This is a genomic window from Faecalibacterium faecis (genome assembly GCF_040096475.1).
Taxonomy (GTDB): domain Bacteria; phylum Bacillota; class Clostridia; order Oscillospirales; family Ruminococcaceae; genus Faecalibacterium; species Faecalibacterium taiwanense.
The window spans coordinates 66,789-93,460 of sequence record NZ_JBBMEP010000008.1 but is presented as its reverse complement, the minus strand read 5'-3'; the positions used below and the strand labels follow the sequence as shown (position 1 = coordinate 93,460).

Annotated in this window: 25 protein-coding genes and 1 other annotated feature; of the genes, 12 read left to right on the top strand and 13 right to left on the bottom strand. The window is 60.2% G+C overall.

What is annotated here, in order from left to right:
• Positions 1-252 precede the first annotated feature (252 nt).
• Positions 253-2,298 (bottom strand): AAA family ATPase, encoded by a 2,046-nt coding sequence (locus WMO17_RS05805; protein ID WP_349137634.1) that lies wholly within the window; start codon positions 2,296-2,298, stop codon positions 253-255.
• Between the two features lie 136 nt (positions 2,299-2,434).
• Between WMO17_RS05805 and pulA the strand changes: the two genes are divergently transcribed.
• Positions 2,435-4,390, top strand: coding sequence for a type I pullulanase (gene pulA / locus WMO17_RS05800; RefSeq protein ID WP_349137633.1), 1,956 nt, complete (start codon positions 2,435-2,437; stop codon positions 4,388-4,390).
• 49 nt (positions 4,391-4,439) lie between these two features.
• Here the strand turns inward: pulA and WMO17_RS05795 are convergent, their stop codons facing one another.
• Positions 4,440-5,831, bottom strand: a complete 1,392-nt coding sequence (locus WMO17_RS05795) for a S1C family serine protease (RefSeq protein WP_154256085.1) — start codon at positions 5,829-5,831, stop codon at positions 4,440-4,442.
• Between the two features lie 194 nt (positions 5,832-6,025).
• Between WMO17_RS05795 and mnmM the strand changes: the two genes are divergently transcribed.
• The 3 genes from mnmM (at position 6,026) to WMO17_RS05780 (ending at position 9,846) form a co-directional block, all read left to right on the top strand.
• Entirely contained in the window at positions 6,026-6,892 is an 867-nt protein-coding gene (mnmM, locus tag WMO17_RS05790) for a tRNA 5-(aminomethyl)-2-thiouridylate-methyltransferase MnmM (protein WP_349137632.1), read from the top strand.
• A gap of 224 nt (positions 6,893-7,116) precedes the next feature.
• Positions 7,117-8,721, top strand: coding sequence for a peptide chain release factor 3 (locus tag WMO17_RS05785; RefSeq protein WP_005943533.1), 1,605 nt, complete (start codon positions 7,117-7,119; stop codon positions 8,719-8,721).
• Positions 8,722-8,862: 141 nt separating this feature from the next.
• On the top strand, positions 8,863-9,846 hold the full coding sequence (locus WMO17_RS05780) for an aldo/keto reductase (RefSeq protein WP_349137631.1): 984 nt from the start codon (positions 8,863-8,865) through the stop codon (positions 9,844-9,846).
• A gap of 268 nt (positions 9,847-10,114) precedes the next feature.
• Here WMO17_RS05780 and WMO17_RS05775 read toward each other — a convergent pair whose 3' ends face one another.
• From WMO17_RS05775 to gpr, 6 genes are all read right to left on the bottom strand, one after another.
• On the bottom strand, positions 10,115-11,419 hold the full coding sequence (locus WMO17_RS05775) for a murein hydrolase activator EnvC family protein (RefSeq protein WP_154260553.1): 1,305 nt from the start codon (positions 11,417-11,419) through the stop codon (positions 10,115-10,117).
• An 88-nt stretch (positions 11,420-11,507) separates the two neighbouring features.
• Positions 11,508-11,711: a hypothetical protein gene (locus WMO17_RS05770; protein ID WP_044953882.1), complete on the bottom strand. Its 204-nt coding sequence runs from the start codon at positions 11,709-11,711 to the stop codon at positions 11,508-11,510.
• Positions 11,712-11,834: 123 nt separating this feature from the next.
• The gene (locus WMO17_RS05765; RefSeq protein WP_097774626.1) at positions 11,835-12,878 is read right to left on the bottom strand and encodes an A/G-specific adenine glycosylase; all 1,044 of its coding nucleotides are present in this window, start codon (positions 12,876-12,878) and stop codon (positions 11,835-11,837) included.
• A 71-nt stretch (positions 12,879-12,949) separates the two neighbouring features.
• Positions 12,950-14,338, bottom strand: a complete 1,389-nt coding sequence (asnS, locus tag WMO17_RS05760; RefSeq protein WP_332375825.1) for an asparagine--tRNA ligase — start codon at positions 14,336-14,338, stop codon at positions 12,950-12,952.
• Positions 14,339-14,395: 57 nt separating this feature from the next.
• Positions 14,396-14,649 (bottom strand) — a binding site (T-box leader).
• A gap of 32 nt (positions 14,650-14,681) precedes the next feature.
• On the bottom strand, positions 14,682-15,821 hold the full coding sequence (gene spoIIP / locus WMO17_RS05755) for a stage II sporulation protein P (RefSeq protein ID WP_349137630.1): 1,140 nt from the start codon (positions 15,819-15,821) through the stop codon (positions 14,682-14,684).
• 29 nt (positions 15,822-15,850) lie between these two features.
• Positions 15,851-16,636, bottom strand: coding sequence for a GPR endopeptidase (gpr, locus tag WMO17_RS05750; RefSeq protein WP_005943552.1), 786 nt, complete (start codon positions 16,634-16,636; stop codon positions 15,851-15,853).
• Positions 16,637-16,802: 166 nt separating this feature from the next.
• On the opposite strand from gpr, the gene rpsT reads away from it, so the two are divergent.
• Positions 16,803-17,063 carry a 30S ribosomal protein S20 gene (gene rpsT / locus WMO17_RS05745; protein WP_005943554.1) on the top strand — a complete coding sequence of 87 codons (261 nt, stop codon included), beginning with the start codon at positions 16,803-16,805 and terminating at the stop codon, positions 17,061-17,063.
• 71 nt (positions 17,064-17,134) lie between these two features.
• Here rpsT and WMO17_RS05740 read toward each other — a convergent pair whose 3' ends face one another.
• From WMO17_RS05740 to WMO17_RS05725, 4 genes are all read right to left on the bottom strand, one after another.
• Positions 17,135-17,410 carry a peptidoglycan synthetase gene (locus tag WMO17_RS05740; protein WP_118527663.1) on the bottom strand — a complete coding sequence of 92 codons (276 nt, stop codon included), beginning with the start codon at positions 17,408-17,410 and terminating at the stop codon, positions 17,135-17,137.
• A gap of 98 nt (positions 17,411-17,508) precedes the next feature.
• Positions 17,509-17,865: a SpoVA/SpoVAEb family sporulation membrane protein gene (locus WMO17_RS05735; protein WP_005943559.1), complete on the bottom strand. Its 357-nt coding sequence runs from the start codon at positions 17,863-17,865 to the stop codon at positions 17,509-17,511.
• Position 17,866: 1 nt separating this feature from the next.
• Positions 17,867-18,883 carry a stage V sporulation protein AD gene (locus WMO17_RS05730; protein ID WP_349137629.1) on the bottom strand — a complete coding sequence of 339 codons (1,017 nt, stop codon included), beginning with the start codon at positions 18,881-18,883 and terminating at the stop codon, positions 17,867-17,869.
• 98 nt (positions 18,884-18,981) lie between these two features.
• Positions 18,982-19,443 carry a SpoVA/SpoVAEb family sporulation membrane protein gene (locus WMO17_RS05725; protein WP_337678641.1) on the bottom strand — a complete coding sequence of 154 codons (462 nt, stop codon included), beginning with the start codon at positions 19,441-19,443 and terminating at the stop codon, positions 18,982-18,984.
• 76 nt (positions 19,444-19,519) lie between these two features.
• Between WMO17_RS05725 and WMO17_RS05720 the strand changes: the two genes are divergently transcribed.
• From WMO17_RS05720 to WMO17_RS05690, 7 genes are all read left to right on the top strand, one after another.
• Positions 19,520-20,350: a M15 family metallopeptidase gene (locus WMO17_RS05720; RefSeq protein WP_349137628.1), complete on the top strand. Its 831-nt coding sequence runs from the start codon at positions 19,520-19,522 to the stop codon at positions 20,348-20,350.
• A 130-nt stretch (positions 20,351-20,480) separates the two neighbouring features.
• Positions 20,481-21,065 carry a DUF4358 domain-containing protein gene (locus WMO17_RS05715; RefSeq protein WP_349137627.1) on the top strand — a complete coding sequence of 195 codons (585 nt, stop codon included), beginning with the start codon at positions 20,481-20,483 and terminating at the stop codon, positions 21,063-21,065.
• Positions 21,066-21,134: 69 nt separating this feature from the next.
• Positions 21,135-22,553, top strand: coding sequence for an MBOAT family O-acyltransferase (locus WMO17_RS05710; RefSeq protein ID WP_005943568.1), 1,419 nt, complete (start codon positions 21,135-21,137; stop codon positions 22,551-22,553).
• Positions 22,554-22,565: 12 nt separating this feature from the next.
• The gene (locus WMO17_RS05705) at positions 22,566-23,738 is read left to right on the top strand and encodes a DHHW family protein (protein ID WP_120080344.1); all 1,173 of its coding nucleotides are present in this window, start codon (positions 22,566-22,568) and stop codon (positions 23,736-23,738) included.
• Between the two features lie 259 nt (positions 23,739-23,997).
• The gene (locus tag WMO17_RS05700) at positions 23,998-24,321 is read left to right on the top strand and encodes a hypothetical protein (protein WP_005943572.1); all 324 of its coding nucleotides are present in this window, start codon (positions 23,998-24,000) and stop codon (positions 24,319-24,321) included.
• Positions 24,322-24,635: 314 nt separating this feature from the next.
• Positions 24,636-24,968, top strand: a complete 333-nt coding sequence (locus WMO17_RS05695) for a hypothetical protein (protein WP_097781182.1) — start codon at positions 24,636-24,638, stop codon at positions 24,966-24,968.
• 93 nt (positions 24,969-25,061) lie between these two features.
• Positions 25,062-25,391, top strand: a complete 330-nt coding sequence (locus WMO17_RS05690) for a hypothetical protein (protein WP_005943576.1) — start codon at positions 25,062-25,064, stop codon at positions 25,389-25,391.
• A gap of 88 nt (positions 25,392-25,479) precedes the next feature.
• On the opposite strand, the gene dnaJ is transcribed toward WMO17_RS05690, so the two are convergent.
• Positions 25,480-26,658, bottom strand: a complete 1,179-nt coding sequence (dnaJ, locus tag WMO17_RS05685; RefSeq protein WP_120080346.1) for a molecular chaperone DnaJ — start codon at positions 26,656-26,658, stop codon at positions 25,480-25,482.
• Positions 26,659-26,672: the final 14 nt, after the last annotated feature.

Sequence of the window (26,672 nt, the reverse complement as noted above, 5' to 3'; positions counted from 1 at the left end):
TCTGCGGATTTTTCCGGAACCTTTTTTCACAGGGAAGGCCCGGACCGGGAGATGCAGCGTTTCCGGCAGGAAATAATTTCACGGCACCGTCCTGCCCTGTGGAGCCAGAGCGCCAGATGCTGCTTTCCGGTACGACTCCATCCGTGAAAAATGCAAACCCCGGCAGGCCGCAGCCTGCCGGGGTTTGCTGTTCCTATAAATAATTCTTCCGCTGAGCATGGCCAGAGCGAAGCGGAGGCCATTCTGAATCTCTCACTCCTCAAATTCCAGATCGCTGGGCAAAATCAGGTCCAGCTCGGCGGCAGGTTCTGCCACAAGGCGGCGGCTCTGGTGGAAGATGGCCTTTTCCAGCGTGTTGCGGGCAAGACGGCCGTTGCCGGCGGTGCGGCTGTCCAGCGCCTGACGGCGCTTGTAGTAGCCCAAAAGCGGGAAGGTACAGCCCTCGGCAAGGCGGTAGCCCTTGCCCTTTGCCAGCACGTTGGTGATGTCCAGCAGCTCGTCTGCCGTGTAGTCCGGGAACTCGATCTTGTTGGGGAAGCGGCTGGCAAGACCGCTGTTGGCGGTAAGGAACACCTCCATCTCCCGGGTGTAGCCCGCCAGAACGACCACCAGTTCGTCCCGGTGATCCTCCATGCCCTTCACAAGGGTGTCGATGGCTTCGAGACCAAAGCTGTCCTGTTCGCCGCGGTAGAGGCTGTAGGCTTCGTCGATGAACAGCACGCCTCCCAGCGCACTCTCGATGACGCTGTTGGTCAGCGGGGCGGTGTGGCCGGTGTAGCGGCCCACAAGGTCGGCGCGGGTCACTTCCACCAGCTGGCCGCCCTTCAGCGCGCCGATGGCCTTGAGGTACTTTGCCACCAGCCGGGCAATGGTGGTCTTGCCGGTGCCCGGGTTGCCGGTGAAGATCATGTGCATGGAAAGGCTGGCGGTCTTGAAGCCTGCCGCCGCGCGGCGCTGCTGCACCTGCAGGTTATCCGCCAGACCGAACACATACTCCTTGACCGCCCCAAGGCCCACAAGACCGTCAAGCTCTGCGCGGACCGCTTCTGCGGCCCCCGTGTACTCGGCAGGCAGCAGGGCAGACAGCTCCTGCTCGGGCTGGTCGTTCAGGCTGAACCACACGCCCTCCGGCTTTGCGGTCAGGGTGACGGTGCCGGTAAGCTTTGCATCAGTCTGCAGGCAGTATTCGCTCAGGGCGCGGAACATTTTATCGCAGCATTCCGCAAGGCCCGCCGCACCCTTTTCCTTAGAGCACTGGGCGGCTACATAGTCCCGCACATCGGCCCCGGCAGAGAGGGTCAGGCCAAGGCGTGCGCTCACCTTCTGGGCCAGCGCATTCAGCTGCTGCGCCGCCAGCGCTGCAAGGTCCCCGCGGGCAAAGGCGCTGGTGGCGCACACATCGCCCACCGCCGCCACAAAGGGCGCACCGAACTTATCTGCCAGCGCGTCCCGGCCCTTGCGGGAAAAGAAGATGAGGTACTTGCCGCAGGGCGTGATACTGCTCACCGCGCCCGGTGCCAGCGCCGTGCCTGCATCCACAAGGATGCCCTCCTTGTTCACCAGATACCGGCTGGAAAGCGGTGCGCTGCCCTTCACAGCAAGGTCTGCAAGGGTCTTGAGGAAGGCCGCATGGCAGCTCTCGTAATGCTCAAAGATCACGATCTCCCCGGGGGCGTGCAGGGCCGCATACAGATCCTGCAAAAACAGCCTTTCCGCACCGGAATTGGGGTAGAGGGCAAGGTCCACCACCGCGGTTTTGTCGCTCTGCAAAAGGCCCCGCGCCGCCATGATGCGGGCGGTCTCTGCCAGCGCAAAGTGCCGCCCCGTACCGGCTCCGCCGCACAGCAGGATCACATTGCGTGCTGCCGGGCGCTCGGTGCCCAGCACAAAGGGCCGGCGCATGGCACGCACCACGCTGTCCACAAAGGCATCCTGCCCGAGAACGGTCTTTTTCACCTCGGCGGCAAGGCCCTCAAAGCTGCCAAGGTGCTCTGCGGTCACATCGGCAGTGCCCTTGGCAAGCAGGCCGTCCGCTTCCATATCCCGCAGCATCTGGCGGCTGTCCTCCAGAGCAGACTGCACCGCAGTGTCCTGCGTTTTCAGCTGGGCGTTCTGTTTTTTGAGCAGGGCATCCAGCTGCTTCTGGTTTTCCAGCAGAGCCGCATTCAGATCCGGCACTTCAGGCGCTTTGGCCTTTGGCGTTTTGCTTTCCGGCTGAGCCGTGCCGCCAAAGCGCGGCTTTCCCCCTGCGCCGAACACACCGTTCATAAGGTTTTCCCAATCGTCGGTATATGCCATGGTTTGCCCTCCGTTTTTGTCGTTTTCTTCCAGTATAGTGTACCCGGACAGCTTTTGCAATTCCCTCTTGCAAAAAAGACCGCCGGTGTTTACACTTATATCTGATAGGAAATCTGCAAGAAGGAATGAAGAAACTATGACCGTCAAAACGCCCGCCGAACTGAAAACGCTGTACGAGAGCATCTCCTTTGACCTTCAAACCACCTACACCGGCCCGCTGGGGCAGGAATATGCTGTTTCCGGTACCCATCTGCGCCTGTGGGCACCCACGGCGCAGAGGGTGGAGGTCAGCCTTTACCGCAAAGGCAGCGGCGGTGAGCCCATAGGCACTCTGCCGCTGGAGCGGGGGCAGCAGGGGGTGTGGAGCATCTATCTGCCCGGCGACCAGCACGGACGATACTATACCTATACGGTCACAGTGGATGGCATTTCGCGCCAGACCGGCGACCCTTACGCCCGCGCTGCCGGTGTGAACGGCACCCGCAGCATGATCGTAGATCTTGCCCGCACCGCCCCCTCCGGGTGGGAGCGGGATGTGCGTCCGGTCATCCCGCCGGAGCAGCGCGCGGTGTGGGAGGTGAGCGTGCGCGACTTCTCGCAGGACGCTGCCAGCGGCGTGCGCCCGGCATGGCGGGGCAAGTTCATGGCCTTTACCCAGCAGGGCACCACCCTGCACGGGGACGGCATCCACCCCACCTGCCTGAACTACCTCCGGCGTCTGGGCGTGAAGTATGTGCAGCTGATGCCCATTTTTGACTTTGGCAGCGTGGACGAGGCAAAGCCGCTGCTGCGGCAGTACAACTGGGGCTATGACCCCACCAACTACAATGTGCCCGAAGGCAGCTATTCCACCGACCCCACCCGCGGCGAGGTGCGCATCCGGGAGTGCAGGGAAATGATCGCAGCCCTGCACGCGGCGGGCATCGGTGTGGTGATGGATGTGGTGTATAACCACATGTACCGCAATGAGAACCCGCTGAACGACACCGTGCCCTGCTACTTTTTCCGCCAGAACGAGGACGGCAGCTTTTCCAACGGCAGCGGCTGCGGCAACGAATTTGCCAGCGAGCGGCCCATGGCCCGGCGGTATATGATCGATTCCATCCTCTACTGGGCGCAGGAATACCACATCGACGGCTTCCGGTTCGACCTGATGGGTCTGTACGACGTGGAGACCATCAACGCGGTGCGCGCCGCGCTGGATACGCTGCCCGGCGGGCGGGATATCCTGATGTACGGCGAGCCGTGGCAGGGCGGCGACAGCCAGCTGCACCGGTACGAGGCCAACAAGGCGAATCTTGCCATGCTGAACGATCGCATCGGCATCTTCTGCGACGACACCCGCGACACCATCAAGGGCGGCTGCTTCAACGCCCGGGAGCCGGGCTATGTGGAGGGCAGGCCCGGCAGCTTCTGGGACATCGGCGGCGCGGTGGCGGCATGGTGCCGCAGCGACCGTCTGCCGCCCCACGCGCCCAGCCAGATCGTGAGCTATGTTTCCGCCCACGACAACTTCACCCTGTGGGACAAGCTGCTGCTGGTGCGGTACGAAAAGCCGGAGTTCACGGCGGCAGACAGCACAGCCCTTGCCCAGAACCGGCTGGCGGCGGGCATTTACCTGACCAGCTTCGGACTGCCTTTCCTGCAGGCGGGCGAGGAGTTTGCCCGCACCAAAAAAGGGAAGTGCAACAGCTACCGCTCTTCGCCTGCGCTGAACCGGCTGGACTGGGAGCGGGCCGAAAAATACCATGCACTGGTGGACTACTACCGCGGCCTGCTGGCGCTGCGGGCAAGGTTTCCGCGGCTTTCCAGCACCGACCCCCACGCGCCGGATGCCCTGTACTTTTTCTCACTGGAGCAGCCGCTGGTGGGCTGGCAGCTGCCCGCCCAGTGGGGCGACGGCGCAGCATGGCAGGCGCTGTGCGTGTTCTATAACCCCACCGAGATCAGCAAGGTCGTGCCGCTGCCGGTTGGGCGCTGGCAGATGCTGAGCGACGGCATCTCGTCCAGCCTGTGGCGCGGCCCGGCAAGAGTGTATGAGCACGAGGCCGTGCTGATGCCTTACAGTGCCACCATCTTTGGACAGATATAAAAACAGGAGCGGATGGAAAACTCTCATCCGCTCCTGTTTTCTATTTTGCTCAGCTGTTGGAAGCCGTCTTTTCGCCCAGTGTCACATTGACCGTCTGCATCTGGCCGTCGCGTGCAATGGTGATGGAAAGCGTATCGCCTGCTGCGTGCTTCTGCATCAGGGTGCCAAGGTCGTCCTTGGAGGCGATCTCGGTGCCGTCCACGCTCACGATGCGGTCACCGGCCTGCAGGCCTGCCTTTTCGGCAGGGCCGCCCTTGACCACCTCCACAACGTAAACGCCGTAGGCATTCACGCCCAGTTGAGAAGCAGTCTGTGCGTCGGTCACGGCCAGATAGGTGATGCCCAAATAAGGCCGTCCGGTCACATAGCCGTTCTCCAGCAGTTCCTGTGCCACCTTGATGGCATCGTTGATGGGGATGGCAAAGCCCAAACCTTCTGCATCGCTGGAAGAGGATTTTGCGTTCACAATGCCGACCAGCTCACCGTTCATATTGAACAGGCCGCCGCCGGAGTTGCCGGGGCTGACCGAAGCATCCATCTGGATCAGGGACATGGTGTTCACAGAGCTGCTGCCCTGAATGGTGACGCTGCGGTTCAAAGCGCTGATCATGCCGCCGGTCACGGTGCCGCCCAGCTCACCCAGCGGGTTGCCCACAGCCATCACGCTCTGGCCCACCTTCAGGCTGTCGCTGTTGCCCACGGTGGCGGGGGTCAGGCCGTCAGCATCGATCTTGATGACCGCGATATCGCTGGTGGTATCTTCGCCCACGAGGGTGGCGGTGTAGTCCTTGTCACCAATGGTAACGGTGATGGTGGAAGCGCCGTCCACCACATGTGCACAGGTGAGGATGTAGCCGTCCGAGCTGATGATCACGCCGCTGCCGGCACCGCTCTCCACCTGATTCTGGCCGTACCACGACCACTGAGAGTAGACCACCTGCTCCGTAGTGATGACCACCACGCTGGGGCTGACCAGATCAGCCACCTGTTCAGTGGTCAGGCTGCTGCCGCTGCTGGATGCTGCGGTGATGGAACTATCCGAACCGGATGCACTGTCGGCCGTAGAGGAAGGTGCCACCTGCTGAATGACCACCTTGCCGCTGCCGCCAAACTTTGCCCCCACAAAGCCGCCCGCAAAGCCCATGGCTGCAGCCAGCACCAGCGCCACGGCGCTGCGTGCAACGCGCTTGCCATTGAACTTTTTCTTCTTTTTAGGGGGCTGCGCGTCCTGCGGCTGTACCGGATGTACCGGCGGCGTTGCACCGCCTGCGCCGTTGTCTGTCTGCGGGGCGGTGTAAGCGGTCTCCGGTTCCGGCTGCGGGTCGTTGTACTGGTTGGCGGTGTTCATGCCGCTGCTGCCCACATTTGGATAACCGGTATCTCCGCTTTCGTTTTTATCCTGAGAGGAATAATCATATTCCCATTTGTTCTCATTGTCCATGCTGATACTTCCTTTCCGTAAGGGATACGTCCACAGGAGCCCTGTTCCTTTGAACTGCTCCTATTGTAACCGTCAATTGTGAAAATCAATCGCGCGCGCCGTGAAGAAACTGTGAAAAAAAGACGCACTTTCCGCCCTTGACAGAGGCCTTTGCGCTTGCTATTGTAAAAGCGTAAATTCAGGAGGAACACACCATGGAACTGCACCGCACAGACGAAGGCTTTGCCCTCTATAAGGAAAAAACACAGATCGGCTTCTGCGCGCTCACGCCCGCCGCAAAGGGGGCTGCCATCACCGCGTTTGGCATCGAACCGCAGTGGCGGCGCAAAGGCTACGGCTCCTATCTATTAAAAGAAACTTTGCGCGCCTACGCCGGATACGACCGCGAAACGGCTACCGTATTTACCGCCCCGCTGCCCGCCGATGCCGCAGAGCTTGCGTTCTGGGCAAAGTTCGGCTTTGCGGCAGAAGGCAGGCAGCTGGTGCGCCGCCGCACGCCGGACCTGACCGCCGTCAAGTTCGTGCAGGACTTTCTGGCCGCGCGGCTGGCACAGCCGCGCCTTTGCATCGATGCTACCTGCGGCAACGGCGGCGACACGGCCTTTCTGTGCGGCATCACCGCGCCGGAAGGAAAGGTAATCGGCTTTGACGTGCAGGAAGCTGCCATTGCATCCACCCGGAAGCATCTGGAGCAGCTGGGCGTGCCTGCCGCCCGGTATGAGCTGCACTGCCAAAGCCACGCAGACCTTTTACAGGTTGTGCAGCCCGGCACGGCAGATGCGGTGATGTTCAACTTTGGCTGGCTGCCCGGGGCCGACCACGCAGTGTTCTCCACCGCGCAGAGCAGCATCCCCGCCCTGCAGGCGGCTTTGGAAGCCGTGCGCCCCGGCGGCGTGGTGAGCGCCATCCTCTACAGCGGGCAGGTCATCGGCACGGATGAAAAGCAGACGGTGCTGGAATATCTCCGGGCACTTCCGCTCAAAAGTTTTACCGTTCTGGTGTGTGATTTTGCCAACTGGGCCGAAACCGCCCCTCTGCCCTGCATCATCCTGAAAAAATAACGAAAACACTTGCATTATGGAGCGTTTTCGGATAAAATAGGGTACGTATGTGTAAAAATATACTCCTTCCGTCATCGCTGCGCGATGCCACCTCCCTCTGAGAGGGAGGCTTTGGCAGGGCGAGAAGCTTTTCCTTTTCGCCAGAGGCTCCCTCATTGAGGGAGCTGTCACGGCATCAGCCGTGACTGAAGGAGTTCCATCCATTTCAGGAGAAATACTAGTTTATGACAAATCGTGAAGAAATCGAGCGCCGCCGGACGTTTGCGATCATCAGCCATCCCGACGCCGGTAAGACCACTCTGACCGAAAAGCTGCTGCTGTACGGCGGAGCCATCAATCAGGCAGGCTCCGTCAAGGGCAAGCAGAGCGCAAAGCACGCCGTGTCCGACTGGATGGACATTGAGAAGCAGCGCGGTATTTCCGTCACCTCTTCTGTCCTGCAGTTCAACTACGCGGGCAAGTGCGTGAACATTCTGGACACCCCGGGCCATCAGGACTTCTCGGAGGACACCTACCGCACCCTGATGGCGGCAGACTCTGCCGTCATGGTCATCGATGCCGCAAAGGGCGTTGAGGCCCAGACCATCAAGCTGTTCAAAGTGTGCACCCTGCGCCACATCCCCATCTTCACCTTCATCAACAAGATGGACCGCGAAGCCCGCGACCCCTTTGAGCTGATGGAGAACATTGAGGAGATTTTGGGCATCAAGACCTACCCCATGAACTGGCCCATCGGCTGCGGCAAGGAGTTCAAGGGCGTGTTCGACCGCAACACCCGCAAGGTGCTGGCATTTTCCAGCGACGGCCGCGCCAACGGCGTGAAGAAGGTGGATGAGACCGAGGCCGAGCTGGGCGATCCCGCACTGGACGAGCTGCTCACCCCGTATCTGCACCAGCAGCTGGTGGATGAAATCGAGCTGTTGGACGGCGCTGCCGAGGAATTTGACCTCGACAAAGTGCTGCGCGGCGAGCTGAGCCCTGTGTTCTTTGGTTCCGCTCTGACCAACTTCGGCGTGGAGCCCTTTCTGGAGAACTTCCTGCGGCTCACCCCCACCCCGCTGGCCCGCGTGGACAGCCTGACCGGCGAGACCGTGGACCCCTGCCGCGACGAGTTCTCTGCCTTCATCTTTAAAATTCAGGCCAACATGAACAAGGCCCACCGCGACCGCATCGCCTTTATGCGCATCTGCTCCGGCAAGTTCGAGCGCGGCATGGAGGCCTTCCATGTGCAGGAGGGCAAGAACATCAAGCTGGCCACCGGCACCCAGCTGATGGCGCAGGACCGCGCCATCGTGGACGAGGCCTACGCCGGCGACATCATCGGCCTGTTCGACCCGGGCATCTTCTCCATCGGCGACACGTTGTGCACCGGCAAAAAGAAGGTCCAGTTCGCAGGCATCCCCACCTTCTCGCCGGAGCACTTTGCCCGCATTGAGCAGAAGGACACCATGAAGCGCAAGCAGTTCGTGAAGGGCATGGAGCAGATCGCGCAGGAGGGTGCCATCCAGATCTTCCGCGAAGTGGGCGGCGGCATGGAAGAAGTGGTGGTCGGCGTGGTTGGCGTGCTGCAGCTGGAAGTGCTGGAGTACCGCCTGAACACCGAGTACAACGTGGAGATCCGGATGCAGCAGCTGCCCTTTGAACAGCTGCGCTGGGTGCAGAACGACCCCGACACCTACAACCTGCGGGATCTGGACCTGACCAGCGACACCAAGGCTGTGGAGGATATGAAGGGCAACCGCCTGCTGCTGTTCACCTCCGACTGGGCGGTGCGCTGGGCTGAGACCCACAACGAAACGCTGAAACTGAGCGAGTTCGGCAATATCTGAGTTGAAAGAGGGCTGCGGTGCGGGAATATCCCGCAGCTGCGGTTCTTTTTTCATAAAACGCAAAAAATACAACGAAGAATGCCAGCTACGGAATGCGCTGCTCCCATTGCGGGGAACACTGCTGGCATGGAGGGAAAATATATGCAAAACATCAATATTGGCAAAAGCGGCATTCAGGTGCCGTTTCTCGGCATGGGCACCTGGGCCATCGGCGGCGGCTCCTGGTGGGGCGACAACGACGACGCCCTTTCAGTCAAGGCCATCCAGACTGCTGTGGAGCAGGGCATCCAGTGGATCGACACCGCTCCCATCTACGGCCTGTACCACAGCGAGACCGTGGTGGGCGAAGCCATGAAGCACATCGACCGCGACAAGGTGGTGCTTTCCACCAAGTGCGGTCTGGAGTGGCGGCATGAAACACCGGTGCTGCACAAGGTCGTGGACGGCACCACCGTTTACCGCGACCTGTCTGCCCAGAGCATCATCGAGGATGTGGAGGACAGCCTGCGCCGCCTGCACACCGATCATCTGGATGTGCTGTACACCCACTGGCAGACCCCCGATTTCGGCATCTACCCGCTGGAAGAGACGGTGGAAGCCATGATGAAGCTGAAGGAGCAGGGCAAGATCCGTGCCATCGGTGCATCCAACGTCACTGCAGACATCATCCGCGGCTACTGCAAGTACGGCCAGCTGGATGTCATTCAGGAAAAGTACAGTCTGCTCACCCGCCGTGTGGAAAAGCAGCTGCTGCCTACCTGCAAGGAGCTGGGCGTATCCGTGCAGGCATACTCTCCGCTGGAGCAGGGCCTGCTGACCGGCAAGGTGACTATGGAAACCACCTATCCCGAGGGCAGCACCCGCAACTCGAACCCCAGCTTCCAGCCCGCCCGCCGGGCACAAGCGCTGGACATGCTGGCAAAGTGGGGCGACCTGACCGAGAAATACGACTGCTCTCTGGCACAGCTGGTGATCGCCCTGACCGCCCGCATGATCCCCGGCCTGCATGTGCTGTGCGGTGCCCGCACTCCGCAGCAGGTAATGGACAACGCCGGTGCGCTGAACATCAAACTGGACGGTGCCGATGCCGTCCGCATGAAGTGGGACGTGGATGCCATTTCCTGATGGTTTGACCATCGGAACAGCCTCCGCTTCGCTCTGGCCGTATTTAGAGGAATTATTCTTTTATGTTTGGGTCCTGAAAAGCCTGCGGGCTTTTCAGGACCCTTTTTTCGCGCAAAAGATCGAAACCGGCAGATGATGCCGTTTTTCTTTATGACTCTTTCTGTGAAAATGCAATGCCGGACAGCCCGCAGGCCGTCCGGCATTGCTCTTATAAAAATAAAAATTCCGCTGTTTATGGCCAGCGCAAAGCGGAGGCCATTTAAAATCGTCAGCTGTTCTCCTTCCAGAACAAACCGCCGGAGGTCTGGAACAGCATCCACGGGTTCACGCTCTTGCTGCCAAGCTTGAAGTCCATGGTCAGCTCCTCGCCCAGCACGCCTACAGCCTGCCCCTTTTCCACCGTCTGCCCGGCAGAGACGGAAAGAGTCTGCAGCCCGTACAGGTAGCTGCGCATCCCGCAGCCATGGTCGATGACCACCGTGTTGCCGGTAAGGGCCAGCTCTGCGGCCAGCACCACCACGCCGTTTGCAGGGGCGCGGCAGGGCTCGCCGGGGATGGTATAAAGCTTTGTGGAGTTGGAACGGCTGCCCTGCCTTCCGTTCACCACCCTGACCTGACCGTAATCCACAAGGGTGGTGTAGCTTTCCACCGGGTTCACAAAGCCGCCCTGCCACATTTTTTCCCGCGCGGGCGCTTCGTACAGGCCCCAGACTGCATTGCGGAACTGGGTGTTTGCCGCATCCGATGCATCCGGTTCCGGCTCCACGTCCACCGTGCCAAAATCCTTGGGCAGCACGATGATGCTGCGGGTGATGGTCTCGCCATTCACGGTAATGTTCACCTCATGCCCGCCGGAGGAAGCGTTGTATGCCGCCGGGATATAGGCCCGCCAGCCATCGGCTGCACGCACGCACTGCACATTGCCAAGGTCGGTCTCCACAGTGGGTGCTGCATCGCCGGTCATGCCGGAGATGCGCAGGCCCACAATACCGCCCTGCTCCACCCGCTCGGCGGAAAGCTCCACCTCCGCGCTGGCCTGCAGGGTGAACCGGAAGGCATAACGATACCAGCCGGTGGGCTTTGCGGGCTTTTCCAGCCCCAGATTTTTGCGCACTGAGCCGGTGCTGCCGCCCTCAAATTGGGTGGCCATGCCGCCCTCCGGCACCCGCCAGACCGATAGCTCTGCCTTATATTCGCCGTTGGTCGGGAACAAAAAGCTTTGATAATCGCTCACACTGCCCACAAATACAATGCTGCCATAGGCGTTCTGGATGGTGAGGGTGGTGTAGCTGGCCCAGTCCGGCAGGGTGATGGCCGGGTGGGCCGTGTACAGCGTGCCCAGCTTCTGCACCGTGAGGGTGGCGGGGCTGGCAAACACCTTATCGAGCTTTCCGCCGATGAGCGGCACCTGCCAGCACCAGCCGTTGGGTTCCAGCGCTTCGGTGCCAAACTGCGCGGTGCTGTCCGGGCAGCCGCCCTCGGTGGTAAAGGCATAGCTCACGCCCATCACCGCGCCCAGAAAGATGCCTACGCCCAGCACCACACCCACGAGCCAGAGCAGAAAACGCTTCATGATACACTCCTTCTATGTAGCAAAAAGGGCGCACCGGCACAGCCTTTTGCAGACTGCCGGTGCGCCCGAAGGTTTACGGTTCGTGTTTTTATTCTGCAGCATCCTCTGCAGGGGCAGCCTCTTCGGCAGCAGCCTCCGGCTCCACCGTTGCAGCATCGTCCTCGCCGAACAGCAGACGCTCGTACTCGTCCAGCTCCTTCTCACGGCGGTGCAGGTAAACAGCAACAGCAGCAAGGGCACCGGCAACAGCGGCCAGAACAGTGATCACAGCGACCAGACAAGATTTCTTCATAGGTTCAATACACTCCTTTTTTCGTTGAAACGATGTTTCAGCTTTCATTCCAGTGCTTGTTGGCTTTTATTATACCCGTTCCTGTCAAAAATTACAACCATTCAGGTCAAAAAGGCCAAAATTTCATACCATAAGCTTCTTATATGACTTAAACGCACCGGGCAGGGTATACTCGGCCTGCAGGGCTTCCCGGCTTGCCCAGACGCAGCCTGCCGGAGCATCTTGGGCGGGCACATGCAGCAGGATGCCGTTCATATGCCACTCGATGTGGCTGAAGATGTGCTTTGCAGCGGGCAGCGCTTCCGGCGCGGCGGTGCCGGTATCCAGCCCCATGGCCTGCAGGCGGGCAAGGACCTCTCCGGCTGCAAGGGCTTCACCCTCCCACAGTACCGGCTGCCACAGCCCGGCAAGCAGGCCCTTTTGGGGCCGCTGCTGCAAAAGGAAGCCTGCCGGGCTTTCCAGCAGGGCCAGCGTCACAGGCTGCAGTCTGCGGGGCTTGGGCGCTGCTTTGCGGGGCAGCTCCAATGCAGTGCCCGCAGCACGGGCGGCGCACAGGTGGGCAAGCGGGCATTTTTCGCACAGGGGCGCACCGTTCGGCACGCAGACCAGCGCTCCCAGCTCCATAAGGGCCTGATTGTAGTCGCCGGGCGCATCCGGCGGCTGGTGCTCCATCACGCGGGCGGTGAACGCTTTTTTCACTGCCGGTTCCGTGACGGCAGCGGGGTCGTTGTACAAACGGGAGAACACCCGCAGCACATTGCCGTCCACGGCGGGCACCGGGATGCCGAAGCTGATGGACGCAACGGCTCCCGCCGTGTAGTCCCCGATGCCGGGCAGGGCGCGCAGGGCATCATAGTCGGCGGGCAGCTGTCCGCCGTACTGCTCGCAGACGATGCGTGCAGCCTTTTGCAGGTTGCGCACCCGGCTGTAGTAGCCAAGACCCTCCCAGAGTTTGTGCAGCTTTTCCTCTTCGCAGGCGGCAAGGGCCGGAATGTCCGGCAGGGCGGCGAGAAAGCGTTCGTAGTAGGGCAGTGCCGCCGAGACCCGGGTCTGCTGCAGCATGATCTCGCTGAGCCACACATGGTAGGGGCTGGGGTCGGTGCGGAAGGGCAGGATGCGGTGGTTTTTGTAAAACCAGTCCAGCAGGGCAGAGGAAATGTTTTCCACTTGTTTTGTGCTCCTTATCAAAAAACGGGCCGCCGCAAGGTGCAGCAGCCCGGTAAAAGTATGCGCGCTTATCAGAAGCCGTATGCAGTGCGGGGGAAGGGCAGCACATCACGGATGTTCTGGATGCCCGTGAGGTACATGATCATGCGCTCGAAGCCCAAGCCGTAGCCGGCGTGCTCCACGCCGCCGAACTTGCGCAGGTTCAGGTACCAGTCGTAGTTGGTCTTGTCCATGCCCAGCTCGTCCATGCGGGCCACCAGCTTGTCGTAGTTCTCTTCACGCTGGCTGCCGCCGATCAGCTCGCCGATGCCGGGCACCAGCATATCTGCGGCTGCCACGGTCTTGCCGTCCGGGTTCTGCTTCATGTAGAAGCTCTTGATCTCCTTCGGGTAGTCGGTGACGAACACAGGCTTCTTGAACACCACCTCGGTCAGGTAGCGCTCGTGCTCGGTCTGGATGTCCACGCCCCACTCCACAGGGAACTGGAACTTCTTGTTGTTCTTCTTCAGGATCTCGATGGCCTCGGTGTAGCTGATGCGGCCAAACTCGCTGTTTGCCACCAGCTCCAGACGCTCGATGAGGCCCTTGTCGATGAACTGGTTGAAGAAGGCCATTTCATCCGGGCAGTTGTCCAGCACGTAGCGGATGACGTACTTGGTCATGGCCTCGGCAGTGTCCATGTAGCCGTTCAGGTCGCAGAAGGCCATCTCCGGCTCGATCATCCAGAACTCGGCGGCGTGACGGGTGGTAAAGCTCTTCTCGGCGCGGAAGGTGGGGCCGAAGGTGTACACCTTGCCGAATGCCATGGCCATGGCTTCGGCTTCCAGCTGGCCGGAAACGGTCAGATTGACCGGCTTCTCGAAAAAGTCCTGGGTGTAATCCACGGTGCCGTCCTCGTTCTTGGGCACATTCTCCAGATCCAGCGTGGTGACGCGGAACATCTCGCCTGCGCCCTCACAGTCGGAAGATGTGAGCAGCGGAGAGTGAGAGTAAACGAAGCCGTTCTCCTGGAAGAACTTGTGGATGGCATAGGCAGCGGCGCTACGCACGCGGAAAGCGGCGTTGAAGGTGTTGGTGCGGGGGCGCAGGGTGGGCATGGTGCGCAGATATTCCATGCTCATCTTCTTTTTCTGCAGCGGATACTCGTCCGCCGGGCAGTCGCCCAGGATCTCCACACTGTCGGCATTCAGCTCAAAGGGCTGCTTTGCCTGCGGGGTGAGCACCAGCTTGCCCTTGACGCGCAGGCTGCTGTACAGACCGGTGTGGATCACCTCATCGTAGTTTGCCAGCTTGCCTGCTTCCAGCACGACCTGCAGGGTCTTGAAGCAGCCGCCGTCCGACAGGGCGATGAAGCCGATGTTCTTGGAGTCGCGGATGTTCTTTGCCCAGCCGCAGACGGTGATCTCGGTGCCGTCGGCGGGGGTGTTTTTGAACAGCGAAACGATCTCAGTGCGTTCCATAGTGTTTGTTCTCCCTTTCGATATAAAATGAAAAAGACAGCTTTGTTCTCCCTGAAAGTTCAGGGCGAACAAGCTGTCTTGTAATGTCCGCGGTGCCACCTGAATTACCGGAAGTGTCCGGTCGCTCACGCGCTCAATAAAAGCGCTGCCCCTGTAACGCAGGGCCTGCGGCGCACCTACTAATGGCAGCTGCCATGTTCAGTTTGCTGCTCCCGGGTGTTCGTTCACGCGGCGTGCGGGCGCGACTCTCAGCTGTGCCGCACTCTCTGGGCCGGACGGCCCGCGCTACTTTTCCCGATCTTTGCATTTTACCTTTAAAAAATAGCACTTTGGCGGCGTTTTGTCAAGCACCGCCCAGCAATGCGGCAGCAAGGCCCTTTGCCGCCAGCTGCCCGGCATAAAGAGCCTCGTTCAGGTTATTGCCGTGCCCGCCGATCTCAATGAGCAGGCTGCCGGTGGTCAGATCCTGATTGTAGAACCGGTAGCTGAACAGCACCGGCCGGGTAAAACCGGGGTACATTCCTTCCATGCTGCGCTCCCACGCAGCGGCAAAGCGCAGATTCTGCCGCCAGCCCGGCAGCTGAACGGTGGTGCCGTTGTCGCACCCGCAGATGATCATGACCTGTGCGGCCTGCCGCCCGTCCACCGTGCACACCGGGGCATAGCGGCTGCCGCTTTCCGTCTCGATGGCATCCCGGTGGACATCCAGCACCACCTTGATGCTGGGATACCGGGCCAGATACTGCTGCACCACGGCCCGGCTGTTGGCATAGCTTCCGGTGTAGCTGGGGTAGTCGTTCAGGGTCTCGTCGTGCAGGGTGTTGATGCCTGCCGCATTGAGGGTATCGGCCACCACACGGCCCACCGCGCACATGTTCACGCTGCAGTCGGTGCTGCGGGCACCATCGCCGGGGGCAAACCACAGCCCGGCCGAAAGGCGGTAGTCCTCGGTGGCGTGAGTGTGCATCACCAGCACCTGCGGGTCGGGACTGTTCGGCTCAATGGCAAAGGGCAGCGGATTCTCGATCTCCGCCGCAATGTCTGCCGCCGTCTGCCGGGTATTGTTTTTGATGCTGCCCGCCCCGCAGGGAATGTACTTTTCGCCGCTGCCCTGCGGATAATTTTTTTCAATGACAGTACCCGCATCCGCCGGGCGGGCTTCCTCGCCCAGCAGCGGCACAAGGTAGTCCTCAATGTTCCCGGTCAGCGCCTGCACGGCCTGCGGCAGAGAGGATGCCGCCGCTTCCGGTGTGCTGTCCGGTGCGGCTTCCACCTGCACAGATGATGCGGGCTGCTCCTGTGCGGACTGCCGCCCCAGCCAGAAAAGAGTTTCGGTCATGGGCAGCGGTGCAGTAATGGCCGCAGCCAGCATCAGTGCCGCCGTGCGGGCAAAGATACACAGTGCGGCAAACAGAGCAGCCGCTTCCAGAAATGGCACGATATGCCCCTGCGCCCGGGCGGGCGGCAGTGCTTTGCTGCGCATAAAATAACCTCCCTTCCGGCCCACCGGTGTTACCCCGCCAGCCAGAACAGCTGCGCCACGCTGAGCCTTGGCTGCAAGGCCCGGTTGATGGCACCGGCCAGAAGAGCCGAGCCGTGGGCGATCACGCTGTCCAGCGCCCGGGGCGTGACCACAAGATCTGCTCCTTCGTCCGAATCCATCAAGGTGGGGATGCCCGCCGCGATCACCGGCACGCCCAGCGCTGCCGCGTCCAGATGCTTTGCATGATCCGCCTGCGCCGGGTACAGCCCGGTGTCGGAGAACTGCACGCTGCGGCCCAGCCGCGCACCCTCGGCACTGCAAAGGCTGTCCACGCAGATCAGGGCCGCCGGCCGCACCGCTTCCACCATGGCCCCGGCCAGCTGGCGCAGAGTCAGCCCGGTGGAGGCCGACACCCCCGGCGCAATGGCGGCCACCGGCCGGATGCCTTTTACCGGCAGCGTGTGCTGCGGCCCCATGGTGACTAAAATCTTCTGCGCCGTGCGCGGGCCGAGGGCATCCGCCGTGACACGCCGGTTCCCGATGCCCAGCACCAACACCGGCCCTTCCGGCGGCAGCAGGGCGCGCAGTTCTGCCGCACAGGTCTCGATCACCGCAGCGTCCCGCTCGTCCAGCACGCTGACACTGGGCATTTCCAGCGTGACATACCGTCCGCGGGGCTTCGCCAGCCCTTCGCGCGCGATCTCCACCCGCGTTATTGTGACCCCGCCGCGCTTTGCTGTGGCAAGCCTTACCCCGGCAGGCAGCGCCCCCTGTGCTGCACCAAACATCTCGTCTGCCATATCGGTAAAACGCATTTTTCTGCTCCTCCTGCCTGTTTTGGGGCCAAATGCCCCCTCTGCATGCAGAAAGTATGGAAAAAATAAAACTTTTCTAAACAAAAATCAAAAAAACGCTTGCGCTGGTACGCGAAATATGGTATCATAGGGTGCGCTGTTATAGGTAGCCAAGGAGGTGGAACGAATGCCTAACATCAAATCTCAGAAGGACCGCGTCGTGCAGGCTGCTGCAGAGCAGGCTCACAACAAGGCCATTAAGACCAACCTGAAAACAGTCGTCAAGAAGGCAGACGCTGCCATCGATGCGAATGCCGCTGACAAGGACGCAACCGTCCTGGCTGCTGTTTCCGCGATCGACAAGGCTCGCGCTAAGGGTGTCATCAAAAAGAACACCGCCAGCCGCAAGATCAGCCGTATGGCAAAGCGTGCTAACAAGAACGCTTGATCGCTTTCTGATTGACGAACAAAACCTCTGTACCGGGTTCCCGGCACAGGGGTTTTTGTTTTGCCCGCTTTTCAGGGCACGGCAGCAGGCCGCTCAAAATCGCACAGGGTGGCAAAATCGAACCCCGGTGCCTGCTCCAGAAGCTGCTCCGGCGGCAGGCCGTCGGGCGGCTCGGCCAGCAGCGCCCACGCAGCCCATGCCGTGGGCACCGCCGCCGCAAGGGCCAGCCCCGGCAGCGCCAGTGCCGGGCATGTATGGAACGCACTGCCCGGCGGCAGGGCTGCCACCGCGCACAAGGCCTGTGCAGCCCAAAGCTCCCACAAAAGGGTCGTCCAGCGGTGCTTCATCCGCATCACCTCCTGTTTTGCACAGTTTACCGCAGTGCGGTGGAAAAACAGGGCGAAGGGTGGCGGACAAAGTGACAATGTTCTGGTGTATTTCTTCTTCAGTTCTGGTCGTGACTTTTGCCCACCCAGCTGCACACCACGCCGCACACAAGGCTGGTGGTAACACCGGCCGCAGCGGCGGTCAGCCCGCCGGTGAGGATGCCCACAGCACCTTCTTCCTGCAGCGCGGTGCGCACGCCCTTTGCCAGCAGATGGCCGAAACCCAGCAGAGGAACCGTGGCCCCGCACCCGGCAAACTCGGCCAGCGGGGCATACCACCCAATGGCCGAAAGCACCACGCCCGCCACCACATATCCGGTCAGGATGCGGGCCGGGGTCAGGCCGGTCAGGTCGATGAGCAGCTGTCCCGCCACGCAGATGGCCCCGCCCACACAGAAAGCCCAGAAATAGTTCATCTTACTTCTCCTTTTCCGGCGCACGCAGCTCCACCAGATGCGCCACCGCCGGGATGGTCTCCTTCTGCAAAAAGGTGGTCTGGCTCATCAGGGCCCCGGTGGCTGTGAACAGCACCCGCTTCTGGCTGCCCCGGCGCAGGCGCGGCAGGATGTGCCCGCACAGCACCGCCGCGCAGCAGCCCGGGCCGGAGCCGCCGCTCTTTACGCTCTGCTCGTTTGCGTCGAACAGGATGCACCCGCAGTCCACATGGTTTTTGATCAGCAAGCCTTCTGCGGCCAGCAGCTCCCGCAGCAGCTGACTGCCCACCTGCCCAAGGTCGCCGGTATAGATGCAGTCGAACTCCTGCGGTTCGGTGCCGGTATCCTTAAAATAGTGCAGCAGGGTGGAAGCCGCTGCCGGGGCCATGGCAGCCCCCATATTGTTGATGTCCTTTACCTGATAATCCTGCACACGGCCAAAGGTGGCAGCGGCAATGCCAACGCCTTCGCCCTGCGGCTGCAAAAGGCAGCATCCAGCAGCGGTGGCAGTCCACTGGGCCGTGGGCGTGCGCACCGCGCCGTAGCTCATCGGCGTGCGGAACTGCCGCTCTGCCGCGCAGAAGTGGCTGGAAGCCATGGCCAGCAGATTGCGCGCAGCACCGCCCTCGCACAGAGCAGCGCCCAGCGCAAGGCCCTCGGCCATGGTGCTGCAGGCCCCGAACAGCCCGGCAAAGGGCACGCCCAGCTCCCGCATGGCATAGCTGGATGCTGTGCACTGGGCCTGCAGATCCCCGGCAAGGGCCAGCTGCACCTTTTCCTGCGGAAGCGCCGCCTTTTGCAGGCACAGCCGCGCGGCGCGCAGCTGCAGGTATTTTTCCGCAGCTTCCCAGCTGGACTGGCCAAAGCGGTTGTCTGCGCTCAGCTCGTCGAACTCTGCCGCCAGCGGGCCTTCGCTCTCTTTTTTGCCGCCCACCGCTGCACCCGCAGCGATCACCGGCAGTGTCTGGAACAGCAGGGTATCCCCGCACCGGACCGTCATAGGCAAAATTTCTCCTTCGTGGAAAATAGATGAAAAACGTTCCATAAAATGTTGTATAATAACATCATGCTGCAATCTTATGGCACACTTGCCCGTGTTTATGACAGCACAGGCACACCCGCCATGCCCAGCACCCACAGCACCGCGCCGTACACCACCGCCGCCAGCGTGCCGTACACGATCACCGGCCCGGCAATGGTGAACATCTTGGCCCCGGTACCCAGCACCCGACCCTCGGCCTTGAACTCGATGGCCGCGCTGACCACCGCATTGGCAAAGCCTGTGATGGGCACCAGTGACCCGGCCCCGGCCTTTGCGGCCAGCTTCTGGTACCAGCCCAGCGTGGTAAGCACCGCTGAGAGCACGATCAGGCTGCAGCTGGTCAGGGTGCCGGCAAGGTCGTCTTCCACGCCCATGGCAAGATAGCTCTGGCGCAGCACTTCGCCCAGCAGGCAGATGCCGCCGCCCACGCCAAAAGCCCACAGGCAGTCCAGCCCCAAGGGCGAGTGCGGCCCGATGCGCCGCACCCGGCGCGCATATTCCTGTGCTGTCATTTTCATATTGTTTCCCCTCCGGGCATAGCTTGCCCATAGGAAGCAAACTCTATGCACATCCACCGGAAAGAAGGTATTCCAGATGAATCCGTCTGTCCATCCTCATCACCGCCGCCATCTGCGGCCCGCCGTGCGGCGCGTGCTCACCGTTACCGTCGTGGCCTGCATTGCCGTGGGCGGGGCCTCGTTCGTGCTGCACAGCCGTTCCGCTGTGCCTGCCGCCTCGGCAACTTCCACGTCCAGCGCCTCGGCAGCATCAGAGGCAGAAAGCAGTCTGCTGACCGCCCGGCAGGCACAGGCCATTCTGGATGATCCCCGCATGGTGCTGGTGAACCACACGAACAAAATGCCGGACGATCATACCTTTACCACCAAGGCGTGCGGCTCGGCCACCGCTGTGAACAAGACCCTGCAGACCGAAGCCGCCGATGCGTTCCTCGCCATGCAGGCCGCCGCCTCAAAGGACGGCGTGACCATCTGGATGCAGAGCGGCTACCGCAGTGTGGACTACCAGAAGAACCTCTACGACCAAAAGACCCAGTATTTCCGCAATAAGGGCCTGAGCGAAGCCGAAGCGAAAAAGCAGGCGGCAAATATCGTGAACCCGCCGGGCTACTCGGAGCACAACTGCGGCCTTGCTGCCGACCTGAACAGCCCGGAGCACACCGACCTGACCGAGGGCTTTGAAAACACCGAGGCCTTCCGCTGGCTGAGCGCCCATGCCGTGGAATACGGCTTCATCCTGCGGTACCCCAAAAACGCAGAAGCCGTTACCGAGATCACCTACGAGCCGTGGCACTGGCGCTATGTGGGACCGGAAAATGCGGCCCTGATCCAGCAGAGCGGCCTGTGCTTTGAGGATGCCGTTGCCGTGCTGCAGAAGCTTGCTGCAGGGGAAAAGATCACCGGTTAAAAATCCGTAAAACCGAGGGGCTTTTCGTTGCATTTTGCACACAGTTATGGTAAGATAACAATAGTCTGCCCTGATGCAGGACCGCTTTGGGCAGCTGCAAAAATGTTTTGAACAAAAGAAGGAATATTTTATGATAAATCGCACAAAAATCTTTACAATTGCTCTCACCGGCGCGCTGGCTGCTGTCGCTCTTACCGGCTGCGGCGGTTCCGCCAGCTCTTCGGCCGCTCCCTCCTCCGTTTCCACCGCTGCTGCGGAATCTCCCGCTTCCAGTGCCGCCACATCCGCTGTTGTGGACAATGCTGCCGAGAACGGCTCTGATGCACTGGACGGTGTTTTCAATGCTCTGCTGGAAGCCGACCCCATCTCCAACCAGTTCGAGATCGCAGCCATGAACATTGAGTACGATTTCGGCCTGAAGGCTGAGGACGTGGTGAGCTACAAGGGCGTGAAGAGCAACGACAACGGCGATGCCGGTCTGGTGCTGGTGCTCGAAGCTGCCGACGGCAAGGCCGAGGACGTAGCCAACCAGCTGGCTTCCTACCAGCAGGATCAGGTGGCCTTCTACGGCAACTACGCCGAGTTTGCTCAGGCGCAGGATAACGTGGAGAACGCTGTCATCGCCTTCAAGGGCAACACCATTGTCATGGTGATCGCATCCAACGAGTGCACTGCCGATCTGGACAGCGCCGTGGACAGCGCACTGGCAGACTGAATCTGGATCCACCCAAGGCCGGTGCCATTTGCGGCATCGGCTTTTTTCGGCTAAAAGGAGGCTGACGCTTTGGTTTTCAGCACCATCATCTTTCTGTTTCGGTTTCTGCCCATCACGCTGGCGCTGTATTACCTTGCGCCCGCAAAGCTCAAGAACACCGTGCTGTTCCTCTGCAGTCTGGTGTTCTACTGCTGGGGCGAGGTACGGTTTTTCCCGGTCATGGTGGCCCTCATCCTCATCAACTACATCAGCGGCCTGTGCATCGAGCACTTCGACCAAAAGCCGGCCCTGCGCAGGACATTTCTGCTGGTGGCCCTCATTGGCAGCCTTGGGATGCTGTTCTACTTCAAATACGCAAACTTTGTGCTGCGCAGCGCAAACGCCCTGCTGGGCACCGCCTTTGCCGAGATCCAGGGCATTGGCACTCTGCCGCTGGGCATCAGCTTTTACACCTTCCAGACCCTTTCCTACTCCATCGATGTTTACCGCCGGGATGTAAAGGCAGAGCGTAATATCATCGACTTTGGTGCCTATGTGGTCATGTTCCCTCAGCTGATCGCCGGCCCCATCGTGAAATACCGCGATGTCTCGAACCAGCTGCACGTATACCGGCACCGCTACAGCCTGCAGCAGATCGAAGAGGGCATGACCCTGTTCACCTTTGGCCTTGCCAAAAAGGTGCTGCTGGCGGATGCCATCGGTGCTTTGTGGACAGACATCATCGGCGTTGCGGACAGCCCTTCCACCACCTTTGTGGGCCTTGCCAATGCATCCACCCCGCTGGTGTGGCTGGGCATCATCGCCTACAGCCTGCAGCTCTACTTTGACTTTTCCGGCTACTCCATGATGGGCATTGGCATGGGCAAGATGCTGGGCTTCGACTTCCCCGCAAACTTCAACTACCCTTATATCTCCGCATCCATCACCGAGTTCTGGCGGCGCTGGCACATGACCCTTTCCGGCTGGTTCCGGGAGTATGTGTATATCCCTCTCGGCGGCAACCGCAAGGGCCTGAAGCGCCAGATCTTCAACCTGTTCGTGGTGGAGCTGCTCACCGGCATCTGGCACGGCGCGAACTGGAACTTTATCTGCTGGGGCCTGTACTACTTTGTGCTGCTGGCTGTAGAAAAGCTGTTCCTGCTGCCCCACCTGCAAAAGGGCAGAGTGTGGCCCCACATCTACACCCTGTTCCTCGTGGTGGTGGGCTGGGCCATGTTCGTGGGCAACGATACGGGCGTAAGCTTCGGTCTGCTGTTCCACAAGCTGTTCGTTCCTTCCGGCGGTGTTTCGCCGCTGTACTTCCTGCGCAACTACGGTGTGCTGCTGGTGGTCAGCATCCTCTGCTGCACCCCGTTCATTGAAAAGATTTGGAACCTGCTCAAAAAGAATGCCGTCACCCGCTGTGCCGCCATTCTGGCGCTGCTGGTGGTCTCCACCGCCTATGTGGTGGGCAGCACCAACAGCCCGTTCCTCTATTTCAACTTTTAAGGAGGCGTGAAGATGGACAAGCATTCCAAAAAATCTTCCTCGCTCCTGCACTACCCGGTGCTGGTGGTGTTCAGCCTGTTCTTTCTTGGTCTGTTCGCACTGGACCTTATTACACCGGACCGCGCCTACAGCGAGATGGAAAACACCACCCTTTCCCAGCGCCCGGCGCTGACCCAGCTTTCCGCCAAGGGGCTGAACAGCTACTTTACCGCCTACACAAAGTACGTGAAGGATCAGGTGTTCGGCCGCGATGAGTGGATCAGCCTGCAGAGCGTAGTGGAGACCACCCTGCTGCAGAAGGAGCAGAACGGCGGCATCCTGCTGGGCAAAGAGCACATGATGTTCCCCCGCACCTTCGGCCTGCTGGACAGCGAGAACCGCACCCTGCCCAAGAACACCGCCGCCGTGGAAGCACTGTGCCAGCGCCACCCGGGTAAGGTGGATGTACTGCTGGCCCCGGCAGCATCGGTCATTTACCCGGAAAACGTGCCTGCAAACGCGCCGCTGCTGGACGAGGATGCCTATCTCGACCAGCTTTCCGCCGCCGTACAGGCCGCCGGAGGGCGCTTTGTGGATGTGCGGCAGACCCTTGCCGAACACAAGGACGAATATATCTACTACCGCACCGACCATCACTGGACGAGCCTTGGCGCTTATTACGCCTACCAGCAGCTGTGCGGTACGCTGAGCCTGACCCCCTTCGACCCCGCCGCGCACACGGCTCTGACCGCCGAAAATTTCTACGGCACCCACTACTCCAAGGCCCGCACATGGAATGCCGTGCCGGATACTATCACCTACTACGACCTGCCGAACAGCCTGACCATCTATAATGTCACCGCTGCAGGCCAGCCCGCAGACGGCCAGACCACCGGCCTGTACGACACGGACAAGCTGAACGTGTACGATAAGTACGCCATGTTCCTGCATGGCAACAACGGCCTGAGCCGCATTGAGGGCGACGGCACCGGGCGCATTCTGGTCATCAAGGACAGCTACGCCAACTGCTTTGCACCGTATCTGACGGCAAACTACGCCCAGATCGATGTGGTGGACTTCCGCAACTACAACTACGGTCTGGATCAGCTGATCGCGGATAACGATTATGACCAGATCCTGGTGCTCTACAGTTTTGACAGCTTCAAGAGCGACCCGTACCTCTACCGTGCCGGTGTGGCCGGGTAAACATGGCAGCGCCTTTTCCGCAAAGGAAAGGGCGCTGTTGTTTTATGTCAAATTATTGCAGTCTTTTTTCACAAATTTTTCTAGTTCTTTTCGGAAGTCTCTCCAGTTTTTGCGCACTCTGCCCATTCACCCCTTGCAAAAAATCAACGGGTGTTGTACAATGGCGATATAGAGCAGTTGTTCTTCATCGATGGTTCGATCTGGTGTGAACAGTGCATAGAATGTGCTGATACGATCTTTGATTCAAAGGAGTGTTATTATGGAAAACAAGATCATGATGCCTGCTTCCTACAACGTTCTTTCCTGCGAAGAGATGACCTACACCGAGGGCGGTGCTACCTTTACGGAAGCTCTGCTGAACTGGATTCCGCCCATTGGCTGGTACATGGGTGTTACCGCCATGCGCAACTACCGCAAGAGCCACCCCAACGACTGGCTGGATACCGGTCTGGATGCTCTGAGCCGCGATATGGATTCCAGTGCGCAGAACATGCTGCGTGATCTGGGACGCATCGTCTGGGTCACCGCGACCAGCGCTACCGGCGTTGGTTTTCTGGTCAATGCTGCCATCGTCCTGCTCTGACCCTGCTCATAAGATCCGTCCGGAGAGACCAAAGACCCCTTTACCCGCGGCCTTTTCCGCCAGAGAGGGCCGCGGGCTTTTCATCAAGCAGAAATAAGAAATCGGCTGCCTGAGCACTGTATACCGTCTGAACGGTCTTTTGCCTGCAGAGAACAGCACTGCTTTCCTTTTCCTGCAAGCAACTACTCGCGTCATGCGGCGGCGCGCCCTGCTTTATGAGAACGATCTCCAAGCGCATATCCCGGTTTATTTTTGGGTTTTAAACAGTGCGATCTTGCACTGTCTGGATAGCTTTGATTCAAAGGAGTGTTATTATGGAAAACAAAATCATGATGCCTGCTTCCTACAACGTTCTTTCCTGCGAAGAAATGACCTACACCGAAGGCGGTGCTACCGTCGGTCAGGCTGTCGCTGCATGGCTGTGGCCCGGCTACGCTACGGTTATCGGCATCAACACCTGCCGTGAAGCACGCAAGAAGGATCACGACAACTGGGCATCCAACGTCTGGAGCGATATCAAAGCCGACTGCAAGGGCAATGTGACCAACACCTTCTACCATGCCGGCATGATCTTCTGGAATGCTGCATCGACCATCAGCAGCTTTGGCCTTTCTGCCGTTATGTCTCTGGGCATCATCTACTTCTAATTTTCAGGAGTACACCAAAGGGCTTTTTGCGGCGGCTCTTCAACGGAAGAGCCGCCGCTTTTTTTATCAAACCTAAAAAAGGAGTTTTGCTTTATGACGAACGCCATTACTTATCCTGCTGCATACAATGTTTTGTCCTGCGAAGAAATGACCTACACCGAGGGCGGCGTAGGTGTTGTGGAAGCCGCCATGGCATGGTTCCCGCTGTACGGCTGGTACAAGGCTGTTTCTGCCATCCACGATTACCGCAAGGCAAATATCAACTCCAACTGGGTGGAAAACGGCATGAACGCTCTGGTTGCCCATGCTGAAAAAAGCCCCACGAACACCATCCATGACATCGGCTGCAGCTTCTGGTTCATTGGTTCCTGCGCAACCATCATCGGCCTTGTGCCCAACGCCCTGTTGATCTTCGGCAACTAAGTCCCGGTCTCTGTTCTGAAAAAGCAAAAGCGGCGGCACCTCCCGTTTGGGAAGTGCCGCCGCTTTTTATGTTATGCGGTTTTCAGTCTCAGTTGTTGAACATGTCCTTCAGCTTTTTGAAGAAGCCCTTGCGCTTTTCGTAGTTTTCTTCTTTCAGGGTGCCCTCGAACTTCTTCAGGGCCTCCCGCTGGGTCTTGTTCAGCTTCTTGGGGATCTCCACCTCGCACTTGACGTACATATCACCGCGGCCGCGGCCATTCAGGTACTGGATGCCCTTGCCGCGCAGGCGGAAGGTGGTGCCGCTCTGGGTGCCCTCGGGCACGGTGTACTCCACCTTGCCGTCAATGGAGGGCACCTGCACGGTGTCGCCCAGCACGGCCTGACTGTAAGTGATGGGCACGGTGACCCACACATCGTAGCCGTCGCGCTGGAACACCTCGCTGGGGCGCACCGTGACCATGACGATCACATCACCGGAGGGACCGCCGTTTGCACCGGCATCGCCCATGCCGCGCAGTGCAAAGCTCTGGTCGTCGTCGATGCCCATGGGGATGGACACCTCCAGCGTCTTTTTAGCAGCCACCTTGCCGCTGCCATGGCAGACCTTGCAGGGATTCTTGACCAGCTTGCCCTTGCCGCCACAGCGGGAGCAGGGCTGCTGGGTCTGCATCACGCCAAAGGGGGTGCGCTGCTGACGGATCACGAAGCCGCGGCCGCCGCAGTCCGGGCAGGTCTCGGGGCTGGAACCGGCAGCACAGCCGCTGCCGTGGCACTCGGTGCACTCCTGCTGGCGGGTGATGGTGATGTTCTTCTTGCAGCCGTGCACGGCCTCGTCAAAGCTCAGGGTGATGCGCACGCGGATATCCTGACCCTTGCGCGGTGCGTTGGGGTTCGCCTGACGGGACGAACCGCCAAAGCCGCCGAAGCCGCCGCCAAAGATATCGCCGAAAATGTCGCCCAGATCCACGCCGTCGCCGCCAAAACCGCCAAAGCCGCCCGCACCGGGGCCGCCGCCGTTCTGTGCTGCATAGGCAGGGTCAACACCTGCAAAGCCGTACTGGTCGTACAGCTGGCGCTTCTTCGGGTCCGAAAGCACCTCGTTTGCTTCGTTTACTTCCTTGAACTTTTCCTCGGCGTTCTTATCGCCGGGGTTATAGTCCGGGTGGTATTTCATTGCAAGCTTGCGGTATGCCTTTTTGATCTCGGCATCGGTCGCAGTCTTGGATACCCCCAGCACTTCGTAGTAATCACGCTTTTCCTGTGCCATATCCACTCACCTCT